At 60.8% G+C, this 20,443-nt stretch carries 14 protein-coding genes and 1 pseudogene; 4 read left to right on the forward strand and 11 right to left on the reverse strand.

Features of this window, described 5'->3' with window-relative positions; genetic code table 11:
* Positions 1-616 precede the first annotated feature (616 nt).
* From ACVWXD_RS21850 to amaB, 7 genes are all read right to left on the reverse strand, one after another.
* Positions 617-1,333 carry an ABC transporter ATP-binding protein gene (locus ACVWXD_RS21850; protein ID WP_032890534.1) on the reverse strand — a complete coding sequence of 239 codons (717 nt, stop codon included), beginning with the start codon at positions 1,331-1,333 and terminating at the stop codon, positions 617-619.
* Positions 1,330-2,205 (reverse strand): ABC transporter ATP-binding protein, encoded by an 876-nt coding sequence (locus ACVWXD_RS21855; protein WP_027607703.1) that lies wholly within the window; start codon positions 2,203-2,205, stop codon positions 1,330-1,332. Before ACVWXD_RS21855 ends, ACVWXD_RS21850 begins: the two co-directional genes overlap by 4 nt.
* Positions 2,202-3,479, reverse strand: a complete 1,278-nt coding sequence (gene livM / locus ACVWXD_RS21860) for a high-affinity branched-chain amino acid ABC transporter permease LivM (RefSeq protein ID WP_032890532.1) — start codon at positions 3,477-3,479, stop codon at positions 2,202-2,204. Before livM ends, ACVWXD_RS21855 begins: the two co-directional genes overlap by 4 nt.
* 2 nt (positions 3,480-3,481) lie before the next feature.
* On the reverse strand, positions 3,482-4,396 hold the full coding sequence (locus ACVWXD_RS21865; protein WP_003188099.1) for an ABC transporter permease subunit: 915 nt from the start codon (positions 4,394-4,396) through the stop codon (positions 3,482-3,484).
* Positions 4,397-4,580: 184 nt separating this feature from the next.
* Positions 4,581-5,717, reverse strand: a complete 1,137-nt coding sequence (locus ACVWXD_RS21870; protein ID WP_099602068.1) for a branched-chain amino acid ABC transporter substrate-binding protein — start codon at positions 5,715-5,717, stop codon at positions 4,581-4,583.
* A gap of 374 nt (positions 5,718-6,091) precedes the next feature.
* Positions 6,092-7,375, reverse strand: a complete 1,284-nt coding sequence (gene amaA, locus ACVWXD_RS21875; protein WP_457371315.1) for an L-pipecolate oxidase — start codon at positions 7,373-7,375, stop codon at positions 6,092-6,094.
* 170 nt (positions 7,376-7,545) lie between these two features.
* Entirely contained in the window at positions 7,546-9,036 is a 1,491-nt protein-coding gene (gene amaB, locus ACVWXD_RS21880; RefSeq protein ID WP_032890526.1) for an L-piperidine-6-carboxylate dehydrogenase, read from the reverse strand.
* Between the two features lie 154 nt (positions 9,037-9,190).
* Here amaB and ACVWXD_RS21885 point away from each other — a divergent pair, with 154 nt between their 5' ends.
* The 3 genes from ACVWXD_RS21885 to nadE all read left to right on the forward strand — a co-directional run bounded on the left by ACVWXD_RS21885 (position 9,191) and on the right by nadE (position 12,332).
* Positions 9,191-10,081, forward strand: a complete 891-nt coding sequence (locus tag ACVWXD_RS21885; RefSeq protein ID WP_457371316.1) for a LysR family transcriptional regulator — start codon at positions 9,191-9,193, stop codon at positions 10,079-10,081.
* A 205-nt stretch (positions 10,082-10,286) separates the two neighbouring features.
* Positions 10,287-11,501 carry a nicotinate phosphoribosyltransferase gene (gene pncB / locus ACVWXD_RS21890; protein WP_032890522.1) on the forward strand — a complete coding sequence of 405 codons (1,215 nt, stop codon included), beginning with the start codon at positions 10,287-10,289 and terminating at the stop codon, positions 11,499-11,501.
* Between the two features lie 3 nt (positions 11,502-11,504).
* Complete coding sequence (nadE, locus tag ACVWXD_RS21895; protein WP_260367387.1) at positions 11,505-12,332, forward strand: ammonia-dependent NAD(+) synthetase; 828 nt, start codon at positions 11,505-11,507, stop codon at positions 12,330-12,332.
* A gap of 136 nt (positions 12,333-12,468) precedes the next feature.
* Here nadE and azu read toward each other — a convergent pair whose 3' ends face one another.
* Positions 12,469-12,915, reverse strand: coding sequence for an azurin (gene azu / locus ACVWXD_RS21900; protein WP_032890518.1), 447 nt, complete (start codon positions 12,913-12,915; stop codon positions 12,469-12,471).
* A 332-nt stretch (positions 12,916-13,247) separates the two neighbouring features.
* Between azu and ACVWXD_RS21905 the strand changes: the two genes are divergently transcribed.
* Positions 13,248-13,430, forward strand: a complete 183-nt coding sequence (locus ACVWXD_RS21905) for a hypothetical protein (protein WP_032890516.1) — start codon at positions 13,248-13,250, stop codon at positions 13,428-13,430.
* A 47-nt stretch (positions 13,431-13,477) separates the two neighbouring features.
* Here the strand turns inward: ACVWXD_RS21905 and ACVWXD_RS21910 are convergent, their stop codons facing one another.
* From ACVWXD_RS21910 to ACVWXD_RS21920, 3 genes and pseudogenes are all read right to left on the reverse strand, one after another.
* Positions 13,478-14,368, reverse strand: a complete 891-nt coding sequence (locus tag ACVWXD_RS21910; RefSeq protein WP_032890514.1) for a transglutaminase family protein — start codon at positions 14,366-14,368, stop codon at positions 13,478-13,480.
* Positions 14,368-16,855: pseudogene (locus ACVWXD_RS21915) on the reverse strand (circularly permuted type 2 ATP-grasp protein). Before ACVWXD_RS21915 ends, ACVWXD_RS21910 begins: the two are co-directional and overlap by 1 nt.
* A 148-nt stretch (positions 16,856-17,003) precedes the next feature.
* A complete protein-coding gene (locus ACVWXD_RS21920; protein ID WP_457371317.1) occupies positions 17,004-20,294 on the reverse strand; it encodes a transglutaminase family protein in 3,291 nt (1,096 codons plus the stop codon).
* Positions 20,295-20,443: the final 149 nt, after the last annotated feature.

A 20,443-nucleotide genomic window follows, 5' to 3' on the forward strand; every position in this document is an offset into this window, starting at 1 on the left:
CAGCTGCGCCCACAGTCTTTGGGGGCAAGTACAAAATACCGAAAGCCTCTGTGTACAAGGCCTGCAGCCGATTTTAGAAAGTTTTTTGCTTGACCTTGGCGAGGTCGTATGTAGGCCCATCGACAGAGTGGAAATCCGGACGATGGCTCCAGGCCAGTCATTCCGGCCTCTGCGGAGGTCTTTCCAGAGTTTAATCACAGACTTATCCACAGGCTGAAGAGTCATATTTCGGTCATATACCTGTGTCTTTAAACAGGTTGACAAACCCCTTGGCCGGTCGCCAAAAAGCCGCTGATCAAAAAACAACCACCACGCTGTAAGCCACGGTTTTAAAGGCGTTCAGGCAGGTACTCCCACGTTACCCACAGCCGGTTCCACAGTGGATGGGGACAAGTCAAAAGCGTGACAAAACAGGTATTTGCGGCGGCTATATGTCGCGCTTTGGAGGGGGGCTGGATTTGTTTTCCACAATTTGGGATCGGCCTTATGAACACCGTAAAACAAATGTGGGAGCGGGCTTGCTCGCGAAAGCGGTGGGTCAGTTCCAGTCTACTGACTGATACACCGCATTCGCGAGCAAGCCCGCTCCCACAGGGGGTTTGCGTCAAGCTTTAGATCAGTGGCCGCCGAGGTAGGCGTTGCGCACTTCCTCGTTCACCAGCAGCTCCTTGCCGGTGCCTGTGAGGCGAATCTCACCGTTGACCATCACATACGCCCGGTCCGACAAGCGCAGTGCGTGGTTAGCGTTCTGCTCCACCAGGAAGATGGTCATCCCGGTGGCTGCCAGCTCGCGCAGGGTGGAAAAGATCTGCTTCACCACAATCGGCGCCAACCCGAGGCTCGGCTCATCCAACAGCAACAACTTGGGCCGGCTCATCAGCGCGCGTGCGATGGCAAGCATTTGCTGCTCACCACCGGACATGGTCATGGCGCGCTGGTTGCGCCGTTCCTTGAGGCGGGGGAACAGCTCGAACATGCGCTGCATGTCTTCCTGAGCGTATTTGTCACCAATGGGGATAGTGCCCATCAGCAGGTTTTCCTCGACGGTCATGTCGGGGAACACCCGCCGCCCTTCCGGCGACTGCGCGATGCCGTTGGAGGCGATGTAGTGGGATGACTTGTGGGTAATGTCGACACCGTTGTAGATGATCTGCCCCGACTCAGCCCGTGGCTGGCCAAAGATCGACATCAGCAGCGTGGACTTACCCGCGCCGTTGGAGCCGATCAGGCTGACGGTTTCGCCTTCGTTGATGTGCAGCGAGACTTTCTTCAGGGCCTGGATCGGACCGTAGAACACGTCCAGGTCCTTCATTTCGAGGATAGGTGCACTCATACCAGCTCCTCTTCGTCTGCGCCCAGGTAGGCGGCAATCACTTTAGGGTCGTTGCGGATCGCTTCCGGCCCGCCCTCGGCGATCACGTTGCCGTGGTCCAGCACCACGATGTGGTCGGAAATACTCATCACCATGCCCATGTCGTGTTCGATCAGCACCACCGTAAGGTCGTGTTCGTCGCGCAGCAGGCGAATCATCGCGCTGAGGGCTTCGGTTTCCTGGGGGTTCAGGCCCGCTGCCGGTTCGTCCAGGCAGATGATCTGCGGCCGGGTGCACATGGCGCGGGCGATTTCCAGGCGGCGCTGTTGGCCGTAGGAAAGCTCACCGGCCAGGCGGTTGGCGCAGTCCACCAGGTCCACCACTTCGAGCCAGTAGAACGCGTGGTCGAGCGCATCGCTTTCGGCCTTGCGGTAGCCCTTGGTGTTGAGGATGCCCGCCAGCATGTTGCGGTTGACCCACATGTGCTGGGCCACCAGCAGGTTTTCCAGCACCGACATTTCCTTGAACAGGCGAATGTTCTGGAAGGTCCGCGCCAGGCCGGCGCGGTTAACCAGGTGGGTGCCGCCGAACATTTTGTAGTACACGCGGCTGAGGAAGCTTTTCGGCGACACAAAGTCGACGGCCTTGAAGCGCTCGCCCAGCAGTTGGATCACGTTGGTCTGTTTGCCACGAATGTTCAGTTCGATCTTGCCGCCGCTGGCTTTGTAAAAACCGGTGAGGCAGTTGAATACCGTGGTTTTGCCGGCGCCGTTAGGGCCGATCAGGGCAAAGATCGAGTTGCGTTCGACCTTGAGGCTCACATCGCTCAAGGCCTTGATGCCACCGAAGTGCATCATCAGGTGTTCCACGGAGAGGACGACTTCCTTGCTCATGGCGCCACTCCTTTACGTGGGGTCACACCGGTACGGCTGATGCGGATCAAACCGCGCGGTCGCCAGATCATCATCACCACCATCAACACACCAAACAGCAGCACGCGATATTCGCTGAAGCTGCGTAGCAATTCAGGCGCCACGGTCAACACGAAGGCCGCGATGACCACCCCGACCGTCGAGCCCATGCCGCCCAAGACCACGATGGCCAGGATCAGCGCCGACTCGAAGAAGGTGAACGACGACGGGTTGACGAAGCCCTGGTAGCTGGCAAAGAACACCCCGGCCAAACCCGCAGTAGATGCGCCGATGGTGAATGCCGAAAGCTTGACCAGCACGTGGTTCAGGCCCATGGAACGGCAAGCGATCTCATCTTCACGCAAGGCTTCCCAGGCGCGGCCAACCGGCATGCGGGTCAGGCGGTGCTTGATGTACAGCACGGCCAGCACCACCAGGAACAGCACGATGTAGATGAACATGAACTTGATGTTGGGGTTGTAATCGAGGCCGAAGAATTCGTGGAACGGAATCCCACCCTCCTTCGCCTTGCGCCCGAACTCCAGGCCGAGGAAGGTCGGTGAAGGCACCGGCATACCGTTCGGGCCACCGGTGAACGACAGCCAGTTATTGAGCACCAGACGGATGATTTCACCGAAGCCCAGAGTCACGATGGCCAGGTAGTCCCCGTGCATTCGCAATACCGGAAACCCGAGTATGCACCCCGCCAGTGCCGCCGCGATGGCGGCCAGGGGCAGCACGCTCCAGAAGCCCAGGCCGAGGTACTGATAACCCAATGCCAGACCGTAGGCACCGATGGCGTAGAACGCCACGTAACCCAGGTCGAGCAAGCCGGCCAGGCCAACCACGATGTTCAGGCCGAGGCCGAGCAACACGTAGATCAGCCCGAGGATCACCACGGTCAGCAGGTACTTGTTGGCGAAGATCGGGAACACGATGGCGATCACGATCAGTGCCGGAATGATCCAGCGCAGCCGCGACTTGTAGTCCGGTGGCAGTACATGCACGCCGGAGCCACTGCTCTCGAAGCCCTGCAGAATCTTCACGCCCTTGGGGGTTTGCAGGAACAGGCTGAGGGCAAAGCGCCCGGCCATCACGATGGCGACCAGGATGGCCACGCGCGCAGGTTCCAGGTTGAAGCTGTAGCCGTCGAGGACCACGCCGACGATCGGACCGAACACGATCAGCGAAATCAGCCCGGCAAGGATCGTATCGACGACACTTTTCTTGATATCGATAGGTTTGGCAGCAGACATGTTTACACCTTCGCCACGAGTGGGCGACCAAGCAGGCCCTGAGGACGGAAAATCAGAATCACCACCAGCAGGGAGAAACTGAACACGTCTTTGTAGTCAGAGTTGATCAACCCTGAGAACAACGACTCGGAGATACCGAGGATGATCCCGCCCAACATCGCCCCAGGCAGGGAGCCGATGCCGCCGAGTACCGCTGCGGTAAATGCCTTGATGCCGATGATGAAGCCGGCATAGAAGTCGAAGGTGCCGTAATTGAGGGTGATGAGCACACCGGCCAGTGCGGCCATGGCAGCACCGATGACAAACACGTAGGAGATCACGCGGTCGGTGTTGATGCCCAGGATCGAGGCCATCTTGCGGTCTTGCTGGGTCGCGCGGCACATGCGGCCGAGCTTGGTGTACTTGATGATGTAGGTCAGCAATGCCATGCCGGCGAATGCCGCGACCAGGATGAACACTTTGGTGTACGTAAGCTGCACGAAGCCTGTGCCGATATCGACACGCCAGGCCCCGGCCAGCAGGGTTGGGATACCTTGTTGCTTGGCGCCCTGGGCGATCTGCGCGTAGTTCTGCAGGATCAGGGAGATACCGATGGCGCTGATCAGCGGAGCCAGTCGGGTGGAGTTGCGCAGCGGTTTGTAAGCGACACGCTCAATGACCCAGCCGTAAACGCCGGTGACGACCACGGTGAAGATCAGAGTGCCGAGAATGAGCAGCGGGAAGGATTCGATGCCGAAGTAAGCCAGCAGTGCCAGACTGATCGCCGCGAGGTAAGCGGAAATCATATAAACCTCGCCGTGGGCGAAGTTGATCATGCCAATGATGCCATAGACCATTGTGTAGCCGATGGCGATCAGGCCATAGACCGACCCGAGGGTCAGGCCGTTGACCAGTTGCTGCAGGAAAATACCATCCATAACGCAATCTCACGCGGTGAGCACCTGCACACCGGCGGGTGTGCGGCGCTTCTGGAGGAAAAAACAGATCTCGATAACAACACGGGTCCCAATGTGGGAGGGGGCTTGCCCCCGATGCGGTGGGTCAGCTGAACACCTGTTGACTGACACTCCGCGATCGGGAGCAAGCCCCCTCCCACATGGATTACTTCTGCTTTTCCAACTGATGGTATTTGCCGTCTTTATCCCACTGGTAAACCACGTAGTCGGAGATTTTCAGGTCGCCCTTCGCGTCCCAGGTCTTCTCGCCCATCACGGTTTTGACCGGGTGCGCTTTCAGCCATTTGGCCGCGTCTTCGCCCTTGTTGGACTTGGCGCCGTTGAAGCCGGCGGCCAGGGCCTGCAGCGAGGCGTAGGCGTACAGGGTGTAGCCTTCTGGCTCGTAGCCGGCCTTGCGGAACTCTTCCACGACAGCCTTGCTGTCAGGCAGCAGGCGCGGGTCGGCACCAAAGGTCATGTAGACGCCATCGACGTATTGCGCGCCGCCAGCGGTGGCCACCAGTTCATCAGTCACCACGCCGTCATCGGACATGAACTTGACGTCTTTCAGGCCAGCTTCACGAATCTGGCGAACCAATGGACCGGCTTCCGGGTGCAGGCCACCGAAGTACACGACGTCGGCGCCCAGGGAGCGGATCTTGGTGACAAGCGCACTGAAGTCCTTCTCGCCACGGGTCAGGCCTTCTTCCAGCACCGGCTTGACGCCGCGCTTGGTCAACTGGGCAGCGGTGGCGTCGGCCAGGCCTTTGCCGTAAGTGTCCTTGTCGTTGATGACCGCGACTTTCTTGCCCTTGAGCACATCGACGATGTAGTCGCCGGCGACGATGCCTTGCTGGTCGTCACGGCCGCACATACGGAACATGGCGCCAAGGCCACGTTCGGTCACTTGTGGGTTGGTAGAGCCTGGGGTGATCGCGATGATGCCCGCTTCGTCGTAAACCTCGGAGGCCGGGATAGTGTTCGACGAGCAGAAGTGCCCGACTACACCAATCACTTTGTCCTGGTCAGCCAGGCGGTTGGCCACGGCAACGGCCTGTTTCGGCTCACAGGCATCGTCGCCTGCCACCAGCACAACTTTCTCGCCGTTGATGCCACCGGCCTTGTTGATCACCTCGGCTGCCGCCTGGGCACCCTTCATGTACTGCTCACCGAACGAGGCGTTGGCGCCGGTCATCGGCCCCGCTACACCAATCTTCACATCAGCTTGAACAAACGTAGAAACACCCAGCGCCGCTGCAACGGCGAGGGCCAGAAAACCTTTCTTGTAAAACGTCTGGGACATGAGTGGTGCTCCGATATTTTTGATTTTTGGCACTACAACTTGCGTTCAAACTTTTCACTGAAAGCTCAGAGCAAGCCCCGTGCCATTACGTTTTTATTCTTCAAAAAGACACGGTGTCATTGTTATTACAGGCGTTTCGACGCCGCTTGCCAGGACGTGCAACCCTCTAGCCTCGACAGGTGCAACCAGCCAGTTAAAAAAGTACAACCGTGACGGGTCGCACCTGCAACCGAATGGATAAACACCCCGCTCCACACCTGTAACAGCGTGCGTAACGGAACTGCACATTTACAGTGCGTGATTGCTACGACCTGCACCAATACAGATTAGTAGCCTGCTAAGAAAATGCAGGCTTCTGAGCGGTATTTCGCTGATCAGATCACGATCCTCAAGCATTGCCCGGCGTGATACAGCGAGAATCCCGCCTCGTACAGGCAACTGCGCAGACCCACTCCGGCCAACGGTTGCATGGGCGCGAAGGGAATCGGCAGTGCTTGGGGATCCTGGTGACACAAGTAGTCGGCGAACGCCTTGCCGACCACACTGCCGGTGGTCACGCCGCGTCCGTTATAGCCCGTGACAGCGACCAGTCCAGGGGCCGGTTCGAACAGGCGCATCAAGTGATCGGGGGTGAACGCGATGCAGCCGGTCCAGGTGAATTCCCACTGCACCGATTTGAGGTACGGGAAGTAGTGTTGCTGCACCCGATCGGCCCACGCCTTGAGGAACCACGCCGGTTTCTGGTTGCCATTGCCCAGACTTCCGAGCAATAAACGACCATCGGCATCGCGGCGGATACTGCTCAATACCTGACGCGTGTCCCACGATCCCTGGCCGCCAGGGAGAATCTGCTGGGCGGCTTCGTCGGCGAGCGGGGCCGACGCGACCTGGTAGTAATAACCGGGGAAAAAGTTACGCCGCAGCTCGGTCCATTCGCCTTCGGTGTAGGCATTGGAGGCAACGACCACTTGTGCAGCCTGCACTGCCCCGTGCTGGGTCTGAACCGACCAAAGTGCACCTTGGCGCTCCAATTGGGTGACCGGTGAATGGTCAAACAACTGCCCGCCGAGCCCGACCGCAGCATTGGCCAGCCCAGAGGTGTAGGCCATGGGATTCAAGGTGCCCGCACGCCGATCCAGCAAGGCGGCGGCAATTTTTTTAGTGCCGGTGGCTTGCTCGCAGGCCTGACCGGTGAGCAACTCCACTGGCGCGCCACGGCGCTTCCATTGTTCTTCACGACTGCGCAAATCCGCCTCGCCACGGGCGTTGTGCGCCATGTGCAAGGTGCCCTCGCGGCGCAGTTGGCAATCGATGTTGTATTTGTCGATGAGGCTGAACACCAGAGACGGTGCCGCGCCCAACATGCGGTTGAGCTGGCTGCCCACCGCTTCGCCGAAACCGGCTTCGATGTCGTCCGGGGGGATCCATAAACCGGCGTTCACCAGCCCGACATTGCGCCCCGAACCGCCGTGGCCAGTGCGATGAGCCTCCAGCACGGCGACGCTTTTACCCTGTTCCAGCAAGTGAATGGCGGCCGACAATCCGGTGATGCCGGCGCCGATCACGCACACATCCACCTTGACCTCGCCCTTGAGCGCGGCACGATCCGGCCGGCCAGGGGTGAGGTGTTCCCACAAACACGTTTCGCGTAATGCCATTGCCAGACTCCGGTGAGACCCAACAAACATCTATTCCGAACTGCAAATGAGGTCACATGTGGGAGGGGGCTTGCTCCCGATGGCGGTGTATCAGACAACACTTCAAACCTGATTCACCGCCATCGGGAGCAAGCCCCCTCCCACGCTGACCTCACTCCGACTTGAGGAAATCAGTCGAAGGTGATGCCTTGGGCCAGCGGCAGTTCCAGCGAGTAGTTCACGGTATTGGTCTGGCGGCGCATATACCCGCGCCACGCATCCGAACCCGACTCACGACCGCCGCCGGTCTCTTTTTCACCGCCAAACGCGCCGCCAATTTCTGCGCCGCTTGGGCCGATATTGACGTTGGCAATGCCGCAGTCACTGCCGACTGCCGACATGAACTGCTCGGCTTCACGCACGTCAGTGGTGAAGATGCACGAGGACAGGCCTTGGGGCACCGCGTTGTTCAGGCGCAGGGCTTCGGCGAAGTCGGTGTAGCCGACGACATACAGAATCGGCGCGAAGGTTTCGGTGCACACCACGTCGCTTTGCTCGGGCATCTCCACAATGGCCGGCGACACGTAGTAGGCGTTGGGGAATGTGTCTTCCAACTGGCGCTTGCCGCCGAACACTTTGCCGCCTTCGCTCAGCGCTTGCTCCAGCGCGTCCTGCATATTGTCGAAACCGTGCTTGTCGATCAGCGGGCCGATCAGGTTGCCTTCCAGCGGGTGGCCGATGCGCACTTTGGAATAGGCGGCCTTGAGGCGGGTGACGATTTCTTCCTTGACCGATTCATGGGCAATCAGGCGGCGCAGGGTGGTGCAGCGCTGGCCGGCGGTGCCGACGGCGCTGAACAGAATGGCGCGCACGGCCATGTCCAGGTCGGCGCTTGGGCCGAGGATCATCGCGTTGTTGCCGCCCAGTTCCAGGATGCTGCGGGCGAAACGTGCGGCGACTTTCGGCGCCACTTCGCGGCCCATGCGCGTACTGCCGGTGGCGCTGATCAACGCCACACGCGGGTCATCCACCAGCGCGGCGCCTGCATCGCGACCACCGATGATCACTTGGCTCAGATACTCAGGGGCGCCGTCGAATTTCTTCAGCACGCGCTCGAACAGCGCCTGGCAAGCCAGGGCCGTGAGCGGGGTCTTTTCCGAGGGTTTCCAGATCACGGCGTTGCCGCACACCAGGGCCAGGGCGGTGTTCCATGCCCACACGGCGACCGGGAAGTTGAAGGCGCTGATGACGCCGACCACGCCCAGCGGGTGCCAGGTTTCACGCATGTGGTGGCCTGGGCGCTCGGAAGCGATGGTCAAGCCGTACAACTGACGCGACAGACCGACCGCGAAATCGCAGATGTCGATCATTTCCTGCACTTCACCCAGGCCTTCCTGGGTGATCTTGCCCGCTTCCCAGGACACCAGCTCGCCCAGGTCGGCCTTGTATTCGCGCAGCACGTCGCCGAATTGGCGCACCAGCTCACCGCGACGCGGCGCCGGTACTTTGCGCCAGGCGTCGAATGCATGCTCGGCGCGACTGACCTGTTGCTCCACCTCGGCGGCACCTTCCCAATGCACACTGCCGATTTGGCTGCCATCAATCGGCGAATGCACGGGCTGTTTGCCCGTCTGGTACAGCGACGGGTTCACCCCGAGACGATCAAGCAATGCGGCAACCATGGGTCACTCCTTCAAACTGCAAACAGAAAATTCGCGCCGCGGCGCGCACGGCGATCCAGACCTTATTTGTAGCTGGCTCAAGACTTGCCAACAAACGACGATTAGGCGAGATATCATTCCGTTTATTCATGCAAAGCATAAAAAGAGGCACGCCGTGCTGAACAAAAGACATTTGCCCTCGATCACCGCCCTGCAGTGTTTCGAAGCAGCCACCCGCCACCTGAGCTTCACCCGCGCCGCCGAGGAGTTGAACCTCACGCAAAGCGCGGTCAGCAAACAGGTGGCGCAGTTGGAAGAGCTGCTGCAACACCTGCTGTTTCGCCGCGTGCGTCGCCGCTTGCAGATGACCCCGGCGGGCGACCTGTACCTGGTGGAAGTGCGCAAGATCCTCACGCAAGTGGAGATGTCCACCCACTACCTGCGCTCCTACGGCGGCGAGACCGAAGTGCTGCGCGTGTCCACGCCTTACACCTTCGGCGCGCGCTGGCTGGTGCCGCGCCTCAAGGGTTGGCGGTTGCGCCATCCGCAGATCCACCTGGACCTGTGCAACGAGCAGGAGCCGGACGAACTGCTGCAAGGCAAGGCCGACATGGCCTTCTACTTCGGCCAGGGCTCGCGCCCCGGCACCGAGAGCCTGAAGCTGTTCAGCGAAGAACTGGTGCCGGTGTGTGCACCGGAAAGTCTGCCCGCGAAGCCCTTCAATGACCCCACGCAACTGAGCGAACTGGTGCTGCTGCAAAACGCCTCACGCCCCCAGGGCTGGCATGACTGGTTTGCCGATCAGGGGTATCACACCGAGCACAGCTACCACGGGCCGCGTTTCGACACCTTTTATATGTGCATTCGAGCGGCGCAGGTAGGCTGCGGTGTAGCGCTGCTGCCGCGGTTTCTGGTGGAAGAAGAACTGGCCGACGGCAAGTTGGTGAACCCATGGCAGCACGCGATGCCGAGCCAGGATGCGTATTACCTGGCCTATCCCGAGCATTCGGCGGAAGTGCCCAAGGTGCGCGAGTTTGTGAAGTGGATGATGGAGCAGGTTCTTTAGTGCCTGGAATACCGCCATCGGGGCAAGCCCCCTCCCACATTTGAAACGCATTCCAAGTGCGGGAGGGGGCTTGCCCCCGATCACGCCAGTGGCCTCACTGAAAAAATCACTGGCAAAACCCCACAGGTCTATGCGCCACTAGCCCCCTTCCTTAATTGTGCGTAAAGGCCGGCGCCCATCGCCGACCCGTCTGGAGATTCCCGTTATGAGCGAGAGTGTGTTTGCCGATCGCATCGTGCAGAACCTGCTCGACACCGACTTCTACAAGCTGACCATGATGCAGGCGGTGCTGCACAACTACCCCAACGTGGAAGTTGAATGGGAATTCCGTTGCCGTAACAGCGAGGACCTGCGCCCGTACCTGGCGGAGATTCGCTACCAGATCGAACGCCTCGCCGAGCTGAGCCTGAGCCCGGACCAACTGGGCTTCCTGGAACGCATCAGCTTTATGAAGCCGGACTTCCTGCGCTTCCTCGGGCTATTCCGCTTCAACCTGCGTTATGTGCAGACCGGCATCGAGAACGGCGAGTTGTTTATCCGCCTGCGCGGGCCGTGGCTGCATGTGATCCTGTTTGAAGTGCCGATGCTGGCCATCGTCAGCGAAGTGCGTAACCGCTACCGCTACCAGACCGTGATCCTCGAACAGGCCCGCGAGCAGTTGTACCGCAAGTTCGATTGGCTGACGGCGAATGCCAGCAGCGAGGAACTGTCGGAGCTGCAAGTGGCCGACTTCGGCACGCGCCGACGCTTTTCGTACCGGGTGCAGGAAGAAGTGGTCAATGTGCTCAAGCATGACTTCCCCGGGCGCTTTGTCGGCACCAGCAACGTGCACCTGGCCCGCGAGCTGGACATGAAGCCCCTGGGTACCATGGCCCACGAATGGATCATGGCCCACCAGCAACTCGGCCCACGCCTGATCGACAGCCAGATCGCCGCCCTCGATTGCTGGGTCCGCGAATACCGTGGCCTGCTGGGCATCGCCCTGACCGATTGCATCACCACCGACGCGTTCCTCGGCGACTTCGACTTGTACTTCGCCAAGCTGTTCGACGGCCTGCGCCACGATTCTGGGGACCCGGTGCAGTGGGCGGAAAAAGCCATCGCTCACTACCACAAGCTGGGTATCGAGCCGATGAGCAAAACCCTGGTGTTCTCCGACAGCCTGTCGCTGCCCAAGGCCTTGGAGATTTTCCGTGCGCTGCGCGGTCGCATTAATGTGAGCTTCGGCATCGGCACCAACCTGACCTGCGATATTCCAGGAGTGGAACCGATGAGCATCGTGCTTAAAATGACCGCCTGCAACGGCCAGCCCGTCGCCAAAATCTCCGATGAAGCGGGCAAGACCCACTGCACCGACCCGAATTTTGTCGCCTATTTGCGTCACGTTTTCAAAGTACCTGCCATTTCCAGCAAGGAGTGAATCATGCAAGCCGTACAGCGCGAGATTGCTGAACAGCTCAAGGTGCAAGCGCCGTTCAACGACCAAGCCGCCCTTGAGGCCGAGGTTGCCCGACGCGTGACCTTTATCCAGGACTGCCTGCGCAATTCCGGACTCAAAACGTTGGTGCTGGGCATCAGTGGTGGCGTCGATTCCCTGACCGCCGGCCTGTTGGCCCAGCGCGCGATGCAAGAACTGCGCGCCAGCACCGGTGACGAGGCCTACCGCTTTATTGCCGTGCGCCTGCCCTACGAAACCCAGTTCGACGAAATCGACGCCCAGGCATCGGTGGACTTTATCGAGCCCGACGAGCGCCACACCGTGAACATCGGCCCGGCGGTGAAAGCCCTGGCCAGTGAAGTGGCGGCGTTTGAAGGCAAGGCGGCGGTGTCCCGTGACTTCGTGCTTGGCAACACCAAGGCGCGCATGCGAATGGTGGCCCAATACACCATCGCCGGCGCGTCCGGTGGTTTGGTGATCGGCACCGACCATGCGGCGGAAGCGGTGATGGGTTTTTTCACCAAGTTCGGTGACGGTGCATGCGATCTGGCGCCGTTGAGCGGGCTGGTAAAAAACCAGGTACGCGCGATTGCACGGCACTTTGGCGCGCCGGAGTCGTTGGTGGAGAAGGTGCCGACGGCCGACCTTGAAGACCTGTCGCCAGGTAAGCCGGATGAAGCGTCACATGGCGTGACGTATGCCGAGATCGATGCGTTCCTGCACGGTGAACCGGTGCGCGAAGAGGCGTTCAGGATTATCTGCGAGACCTATCGCAAGACTGAGCACAAGCGGGTGATGCCGTTTGCGCCGTGAGGTGAGCCAGATATTTTTGTGTTGATTGGCAGGCCGCTATCGGGAGCAAGCCCCCTCCCACATTTGATCGCATTCTCATGTTGGAACTCGGTCAAGTGTGGGAGGGGGCTTGCTCCCGATAAACGATAACGCGGTCTTATTTGACGACCACAGTGCCTTTCATCATCGAGATGTGGCCTGGGAACGAGCAGAAGAACGCGTAGTCCGTACCAGCAGCCAGCTTGGAAACATCGAAAGTCACCGAATCTTTCTCGCCGGCACCGATCAGCTTGGTGTGGGCGATGATGCGGTCGTCACCCTCTTTCAGGTAGTTCTTGTCGATGCCAGCGGCCATGCCGTCAGTGGCAACCGGTTGCATGTTGGCGGCAGTGGTCAGCACCCAGTTATGGCCCATGACGTTTTTCGGCAAGCTGCCCGAGTGTTCCAGGTTCACGGTGAACGTCTTGCAGCTCTTGTCGATCACGATTTCCTTGGTGTTGAAGGACATCTGATCGGTGGAGTCGACGGTGACATTGCACTCTGCGGCAAACAACTGGCCACTGGCCAAAGTCAGCAGGGAAACAGCAACGAGTTTGGCAAACATGTGAATCTCCAAGGCAGGGTTTATAAAACGCGGATTGCGGTAAGGGTGCCTCAAGCAGGCTTGAATTCTTATGATCTGAATCAACAGATTGTATACAACTTTAGGCTATCAGACTTATCAACACAATCTACCAGCCAAAGTAGCAGTACCTGCCTATGATCGGCCCATCACCCACTGGAGTCCGAACCATGCGCCTCAATCACCTGTTCAATGGCCTGCTGGCCGCGTACGCCTGCGGTAAGTGAAGGCAAAGCGCCCCTTGAAGCTGCTACCATGTCGTCACAAGGCAGCTGCGCGCCGCCACCCTCACCTTCGACCCTAGAGGATCGCCCATGGCCAAACCTAATTACTCCTTCGCCAAACGTCAGAGAGACTTGGCCAAGGAACAGAAGAAAGAGGAAAAACTGCAACGCAAGAAAGCCGCTGTCGATGAAGAAGCGGGCGCACTGAACCCGGACGCGGAAGGTGAAGTGGCAGCAGACGAGACCGAAACCCCGAAAGACCCGGCTGAATAAATTCTGTTGTGGTGAGCAGGCCCCCCCTGTCTCACCACACTCCACCATTATTCCAGCGGCATCACCGTCACCCGCACCTCCGGGTCATGGTTCCCTCCCCCCAGAATTACCCCACGCAACGGCGACACATCGGAAAAGTCCCTGCCCCAGGCCAAGGTGATGTGCTCCAGTGCCGGCTGCACATTGTTCGTCGGATCAAAATCCACCCAGCCTGACACCGGGCAAAACACTGATACCCACGCGTGGGACGCATCAGCACCGATCAGCCGTGGCTGGCCGGGCGGTGGCTGGGTGAGCAGGTAGCCGCTGATATACCGCGCAGCCAAGCCCCGCGAGCGCAGGCAGGCGAGCATCAGGTGGGCGAAGTCCTGACACACGCCACGGCGGCGTTCCAGCACTTCCACCAGCGGTGTGGCGACTTGGGTCGCTTCGGCATCGAAGGTGAATTCACTGAAGATCTTTTCCATCAGCGCCTGCACGCCCAACAACAAGGGTTCGCCAGGGGGAAAACAACTTTCGGAGAACTCGACGAAGGTTTTTTTCAGGTGTACGTAGGGTGATTCAAAGCGATACCGACAGGCTTCGATTCGCTCAGGGGTCATCGGCTGGCTGCTGTAGGTCAGGCTGTCACGGGTCTGATCCCAGGCCGGCGACTGCCGAAAATCCAGTACAGGCCGCGCCAGCACCTCCACGGTCAGCCCAGCGTTGACCAGCAATTCATCGTGAGGCCGTTCGAACGCCAGGCGGGTGATCGGGTTGCCGTATACATCCAGCTCATCGCGGCGCGAGGTCGGCTCCGGGCTGATATCCAGTTGTTGCGATGTGCAGCGCTGCCAGGCACAGGGTCGTGGCCATAAGTGCGCCAACTGCTGGGCCAGGGACACCGGGCTGTCGTAGTGGTAGTGGGTATCGTGGAAAATCTGATAGCGCGCGCTCATTACACCGACACCGTTTGCTGGCTGACATCATCCACATGGGCAAAATGGCGCAACGCGAGGCGATCCGACACTTGCCCGCTTTCATCGGCCACCGCTTGCAGCAGGTCGGCCAGGCCGTCCAACGCAGCACGTACGCTGGACTCGCCAAACAACGGGTTCTCCAGGCAACTCAAGTCGAAACGCGCCAGGCGCTCCACCAAGGGCGCCAAGCCTGTTTCCCGTGGCACACCAAAATCATCATTAAGGCGACGCAAAGTGCGACTGGACCAATTTGAGCTGGAACAGCACGGCATGGGGGTTCTGCTCGTCGAGCAGCAACAGGTCGAGCACCGGAATCAACTGCGGCACCGCCAAGTAGCGCGAGCGGTATGTGATGCTGCTGTTGCCCAACTCCAGCAACCACTCCAGCCCCGCCTGATCGAACACCGCGACGCCACGCAGGAACGCCGCCAGGCTGCTGCTTAAGAATTGCAGGCGTTCTATGCGCCGCCCCATCATCAGGAAACGCCAGCCTTCGTCGCGGGTCATGTCGTCCAGGGCAAACCCGGACAGCGCCGCCAAGGACATCACCAGGCGGTTGAGAAAATCCAGCAACTCGCCAAAGTCCGGCGCTTCACTTTCCAGCTCCATGGCTTCGCGTTGCAGCTCCACCAAGGCCTGCCAGTTCTCGCGGGACAACTTGCCACGCACCTGGGACGCCGCCCACTGCAAGCGTTGCAGGTTGGCGCGCAGGCTCGATGGCCAGTCATCGCCGAGCAACGCTGCGAGCAGACGCTCCGGCAGTTCGCCCTCTTCCGGCAGCAGGCGCAGGTTTTCGCCCAGCTCCACCGCCGCCAGCAACGCCAAGGGATCGTCGCCGTCGACATAACGCGCCAGCACAATTCGCAACCAGCGCGCGCTGTCATCGCAGCGCTCGCAGTAACGGCCAAACCAGAACAGGTTTTCCACCACCCGCGACGGCAGATAAGGATCGCGGCGCACCAGGTCATGGGCACCAATCGTGCGCTGGGCACGCCACTGCTCACCACCGGGGGCGCGTTCGCCGAGCACCCAGGTGTCTTTGCTCGCACCGCCGCGTTGCATCGACACCACTTCGGCATCGGCTTCAGCAGCCACACGGGTCAGGCCCCCGGGTAATACGCGATAGCCCTCGTCACTGGCCACGGCGTACACACGCATACCAATGGCACGGTGCTGCAGGTGGTCATCCACGGTGTGCCACACCGGTGCCTGGGACAGTTGCGCCAGCTCCTGGGCGACGTAAGCGTACGGCCGCGCACGCATGCGTTCGGCCAGGGCCTCGCGCTGCTCATCGTTCAGATCGCGGCCAAACACCGGGGCGAAACTCTGCGAGGGGAACGCGGGTTTGATCAGCAGCTCCGGCAGTTTTTCCAAGGCTTCGGCGAGCACCGGTGCTTCACCGCACCACCAGGTGGCGATGGACGGCAGGATCAGTTCTTCGCCGAACAAAAACTCGTTGATTTTCGGCAGGAACCCCAGCAACCCGGGCGACTCCAGCACGCCGCTGCCCAAGGCATTGGCCACCAGCACATTGCCCTGGCGCACCGCATCCAACAGGCCCGGCACGCCGAGGGCCGAGTCGGTGCGCAGTTCAAGCGGGTCGCAGAAGTCGTCGTCCAGGCGCCGCATGATCGCGTGCACCCGGCGCAGACCGCTGAGGGTTTTGAGGAACACGGTGCTGTCGCGCACGGTGAGGTCGCCACCTTCCACCAGCGGATAGCCGAGCTGGCGCGCCAGGTAGAGATGTTCGAAGTAGCTTTCGTTGAAGCGGCCTGGGGTGAGCAGCACGATCAGCGGTGTCTGGTCATCGCCGGGCGCCTGGCGGACCAGGGTTTCCTGGAGCGTGCGGAAGAAACCGGTGAGGTGCTGCACCTGCAAGTCACGGTACAAGTCCGGGAAGGCGCGAGACACGATGGTGCGATTTTCCAACGCATAACCGGCGCCCGATGGGGCCTGGGTGCGGTCGGCCGTTACCCACCAACGACCATCCGGAGTGCGCGCCAGGTCCACCGCGTACAGATGCAGGAAAGCACCGTCGGGGGGCTGGATACCCTGGCACGGCCACAGGAAATTGTTATGCCCGAACACCAGCTCCGCCGGCAGCAAGCCTTCTTTGATCAAGCGTTGCGGGCCATACAGATCAGCGAGCACGGCATTGAGCAGGCGCGCCCGCTGGGCGATACCGGCCGACAGGTGCTGCCATTCATCCGCCGCCAACACATGGGGCAGCAGGTCCAGCTCCCACGGCCGATCGGCGCCCTTGGGGTCGGCATAGACGTTGTAGGTCACGCCGTTTTCCTGGATCTGCCGCGTCAGCAGCGCCTGGCGCTGGGCCAACTGCGCGGGGGTGCTGCGTTGCAGGTGATCAAGCAAGCGCCGCCAATGGGCACGCACCGCGCCGCTGTCATCCAGCAGTTCGTGATAAGTGCCCGCAGTCAGCGGGTAACGGTCGAGCAAGTCGGACATGGAACGCTCGGCAGAGGCAAAGGGGCTCAGATTACCCTAACAAACACTGCAAATCCCTCTGTGGTTTCCAGGCTTTGTGGTGAGCGGGCTTGCCCCGCGCGAGGCATGCTCGCTCACTACATTATTTGGAGTCACAGTTGGATAGGGCTCAGTCATTTTTATTGGGGAAACGCCGCAGATCCAGGGTCATAGGGAATTCGTCATTGATCACAACACTCGGTACGGTGAGCTTCCCAGGTGTGTGGCCGAGACGGAAAAACCGCGCCATGCGCCGGCTCTCGGCCTCATTGGCGTTCACCGGTAAGCTGTCGTAATTGCGTCCACCCGGATGCGCGACGTGGTACTGGCAACCGCCCAACGAGCGTTGCATCCAAGTATCCAGTAGGTCGAACACCAGCGGCGCATGGACCGGGATGGTCGGTTGCAAACAGTTGGCCGGTTGCCAGGCGCGGTAACGCACGCCAGCGACAAACTCGCCGACTCGCCCGGTCGGTTGCAGCGGCACTGGGATGCCATTGCAGGTCAACAGGTAGCGTTGCGGTGGCAACCCGCTCAACTTCACTTGCAGACGCTCCAGGGACGAATCCACATAGCGTACCGTGCCGCCCGCTGCGCCCTCTTCGCCCAGTACATGCCAAGGTTCCAGGGCCTGGCGCAGTTCCAGTTCGATACCGCTGACGGCATAGTCGCCGACCTTGGGGAAACGGAACCCCAAATGCGCGGCGAACCATTCGGCACGCAGTGGGTAGCCGGCGGCGTTGAGTTCGACGATCACGTCGGCAAAGTCCTGCTCGATAAAGTGCGGCAGCAAAAAGCGGTCATGCAACTCGGTGCCCCAGCGCGCCAGTTTCGGCGGTGCGTAAGGCTCACGCCAGAACCGCGCCACCAGCGCCCGCAGCAGCAGTTGCTGAGTCAAACTCATGCGCGCGTGGGGCGGCATTTCAAAGGCGCGCAGCTCCAACAGGCCCAGTCGGCCGGTGGCGCCGTCGGGCGAGTAAAGCTTGTCGACGCAGAATTCGGCGCGGTGAGTGTTGCCCGTCACGTCGATCAGCAGGTTGCGCAGCAGGCGGTCCACCAGCCAGGGCGGGCAGTCCTCGCCGGGCTCGGGCATTTGCGCGAAAGCGATTTCCAGCTCATACAGCGCGTCGTTACGCGCCTCATCCACTCGCGGCGCCTGGGACGTCGGGCCGATAAACAAGCCAGAAAACAGGTAGGACAGTGACGGGTGGTTATGCCAGTAGCTGATCAGGCTGCGCAGCAAATCGGGACGACGCAGAAACGGTGAATCCTTGGGCGTCGCGCCCCCGAGCACAAAGTGGTTACCACCACCGGTGCCAGTGTGGCGCCCGTCGATCATGAATTTTTCGGTGGTCAGGCGGGTCTGTCGCGCCTCTTCATAGAGAAACTCGGTGCGCTCGACCAACTCATCCCACGTGGCGGACGGCTGCACGTTTACCTCAATCACACCCGGATCCGGCGTCACCCGGAAGTTGCTCAGGCGCATATCGAATGGCGGTTCGTAGCCTTCCAACAGCACCGGGCAGTGCAGCTCTTCGGCAGTGGCTTCGATGGCGGCAACCAGTTCCAGGTAATCCTCGACGCGCTCCAGCGGCGGCATGAACAGGTACAGGCGCCCTTCCCGTGCTTCGGCGCACAGTGCGGTGCGGGTCAGCCAGTCAGCGGACTCGTCGACCTCGGGCACTCGCTCATTGCTTGGCGCTGCTTCGCCGTGGCTTTGCAGTTGGGCACTGGTTGGCAGTTCCGGCTGATCCTGATTAGGGTCGGTGGGGTGCACGAACGGATACTCCGCCGCCGTCACCCACGGCTGCGAGGCCAACGGCAGGCGATAGCCAAGCGGTGAATCCCCCGGTACCAGGCGGCAGTGGTTATCGCGCAGGTACCAACGCCCACTTTGCCAGCGGTCATTCGCGGCCGTACGTGCCAGCGGCAGCACCTGGCCGATGACTTTATCCAGGCCCTGGCTGAACACTTTGCGCAGGCGTTCGCGCTCTAGGTCGTCGCTCAAGCGCGGGTCCTGGGCGGTGACGTTCTGAGGCAACGCACCTTCGCGCCACAGGTAGTAAAAATTGTCTTCGAAGGCCGGGAATACAAAACGCGCCGGCAACTTGAGGCGTTCGGCAACACTGGCCAGGAAGCGCCCGGCCAGCACGCCATCGGCACCGTAGTCCTCTTGCTCATCGGCAATCAGCGCGCTGTTGTGCCAGATCGGTACGCCGTCGCGGCGCCAGTAACAGTTGAGCGACCAGCGCGGCAGTTGCTCGCCGGGGTACCACTTGCCCTGGCCAAAATGCACCAGGCCCTTGGGCGCGTAGTGCTTGCGCATGCGCTGGAACAGTTCGGCGGACAGGCGGCGTTTGTCGGGGCCAAGGGCCGCGGTGTTCCACTCGGCGCCGTCGGGGTCGTCGATGGACACAAAGGTCGGCTCGCCGCCCATGGTCAGGCGCACGTCGTCCTTGAGCAGGTCGCCGTCGATCTGCCGGCCCAGGGCCTGGATCGCCAGCCACTGCTCTTCCGTGTACGGCTTGGTCACCCGGGGGGCTTCCCAAATGCGCTCTACCGACATCTCGTGGGTGAATTCACACTCGCACGGTTCCACCAGCCCGCTGATCGGCGCGGCAGACGATGGATCGGGACTGCAGGCCAACGGGATATGCCCTTCACCGGCAAACAATCCGGAGGTTGCATCCAGCCCGATCCAGCCGGCGCCGGGCAAATACACCTCGCACCAGGCATGCAGGTCGGTGAAGTCCACCTCAGTGCCGGACGGGCCATCCAGGGCTTTGACGTCGGCGGTCAGCTGGATCAGATAGCCGGACACAAACCGCGCCGCCAGCCCCAGATTGCGCAGCAATTGCACCAACAACCACGCCGAGTCGCGGCAGGAGCCGGAGGCGTTTTCCAGGGTGAACTCCGGGGTTTGCACGCCAGGTTCCATGCGGATCAGGTAACCGATATCGGTGGCCAAACGCTGATTGAGCCCCACCAGGAAGTCCACGGCGGGCAGTGGCGTGCGGTCGATGCCGGCCAGGTAGGCGGCAAACCTCGGCGTCAGCGGCAGGGTTTCCAGGTACGGCGCCAGCTCGCGCTGCTCATCGGCGGCGTAGCTGAAGGGGATTTTTTCGGCATAAGGTTCGAGAAAGAAGTCGAACGGATTAAAGACTGCCATCTCAGCGACCAGGTCAACTTCGATCCGCAGCTCATCGGTCTTTTCCGGGAATACCAGGCGCGCCAGGTAGTTGCCCTGGGGGTCTTGCTGCCAATTGATGAAGTGCTGCTCGGGCAGCACTTTGAGTGCGTAGGACAAAATCCGCGTGCGGCTATGGGCCGCCGGACGTAAGCGCACGATCTGTGGCCCGAGTTCGACGGCACGGTCGTAGCGGTAATGCGTAACGTGGTGCAACGCGACATGAATCGACACGGCGGCCTCCTGCGAGCCAGGGCATGAACACAACGCGCGCAAGACTTATGCCAGAGCGGCAGCCATTGCGCTTTATCGTAAGACCCGGTGCAGTACAGCACCAAAACGGCGCCATCGTAGGTGCCGTGGTGCGAGGGTTGCACATATTT

It is taken from the genome of Pseudomonas sp. TE3911, from assembly GCF_054062775.1.